Genomic DNA, 1629 nt, shown 5'->3' on the forward strand with positions numbered 1-1629 from the left:
ACCATGTTCCAGCTCACCCGCAGCGTCACCTGGCAGGCCCTCAAGGGCCTGCAGGAGACCACCGCCAACGACCGCATCCGCGATTACTTCGCCGCCGACCCTAAGCGCTTCGAGACGATGAGCCTGCGCGTCGGCGGGCTCTTCCTCGACTACTCCAAGCAGCCGGTCTCCGAGGCGGTACTGGCCAAGCTGATCGAGCTTGCCGAGCACTCGGCGCTGGTCCAGCGCCGCGCCCAGATGTTCTCCGGCGACATCATCAACGTCACCGAGAACCGCCCCGTTCTCCATACCGCCCTGCGCAACCTCGGCAAGGGGCCGCTCAAGGTCGACGGCCAGGACGTGATGCCGGAGATCCAGCGCACCCGTGAGCAGATTCGCGTCTTCTCCGAGGCGGTGCGCAGCGGCGAGTGGACGGGTTACAGCGGCCAGCGCATCACCGATGTGGTCAACATCGGCATCGGCGGCTCGGATCTCGGCCCCAACATGGCCTGCCGGGCGCTGCTCAAGTACCGTCACCCCGAGCTCAGCTTTCACTTCGTCTCCAACGTCGACGGCGCGCATATCCAGAAGGTGCTCAGCCGCCTCGACCCGGCCACCACCCTGTTCATCGTCTCCACCAAGACCTTCTCCACCCAGGAGACGCTGCTCAACGCCCATACCGCGCGCCGCTGGTTCCTGGACAACGCCGGCCCGGACGCCGACGTGGGGGCGCACTTCATCGCCGCCTCCACCAACAAGGCGGCGGCCATGGCCTTCGGCATCCGCGAGGAGAACGTCTTCGAGTTCTGGGCCTGGGTCGGCGGGCGCTACTCGATGTGGTCCTCCATCGGCCTGCCCATCGCGCTGTCCATCGGCTTCGAGGGCTTCATGGAGCTGCTCGAGGGCGCCTACGAGATGGACCGGCACTTCCTCTCCGCGCCCTTCGCCGAGAACATGCCGGTGCTGATGGCGCTGATCGGCATCTGGCACATCAACTTCCAGGGCGCCGAGACCCAGGCCATCGTGCCCTACGACCAGGCGCTGCATCAGCTGCCGGCCTTCCTGCAGCAGCTCGACATGGAGTCCAACGGCAAGTCGGTGGACATCTTCGGCCACCCGGTGGACTACAAGACCGGGCCCATCGTCTGGGGCCAGACCGGTTCCAACGGCCAGCACGCCTTCTTCCAGCTGCTTCACCAGGGCACCCGCTACGTGCCCCTCGACTTCATCGCCTCGCTCAAGCCCGAGCCGGGCATGGAGGAGCACCACTTCGCGCTGCTCACCAACATGCTGGCCCAGGCCAACGCCTTCATGGAGGGCAGCCTCAAGGGCGAAGCAGAAGGCGGCAGCCGGCCCGACCCCTACAGCTGCCCGGGCAACCGTCCCTCCAGCGTGCTGCTGCTCGACGAAATGACGCCCAGGAACCTCGGCGCGTTGATCGCGCTCTACGAGCACAAGGTGTTCGTCCAGGGGGTGATCTGGAACATCAACTCCTTCGACCAGTGGGGCGTACAGCTGGGCAAGCGCATCGCCGGCGAGATCAGCGAGCGCATCGATGCCCACAGCCAGGACTTCGATGCCTCCACCCAGGGCCTGCTGGCGCTGGTGCGCGATCACTTCCCCCGCGGCGGCGAATCGGCTGCCAAGGGC

At 66.5% G+C, this 1629-nt stretch carries 1 protein-coding gene; it reads left to right on the forward strand.

Annotated features, from left to right (window positions below):
- Nucleotides 1-3 precede the first annotated feature (3 nt).
- The coding region (gene pgi / locus OP497_RS17425; protein WP_280550766.1) for a glucose-6-phosphate isomerase at nt 4-1629 on the forward strand (1626 nt) is incomplete at its 3' end.

The organism is Halomonas sp. 11-S5 (assembly GCF_029889825.1).
GTDB lineage: Bacteria > Pseudomonadota > Gammaproteobacteria > Pseudomonadales > Halomonadaceae > Halomonas.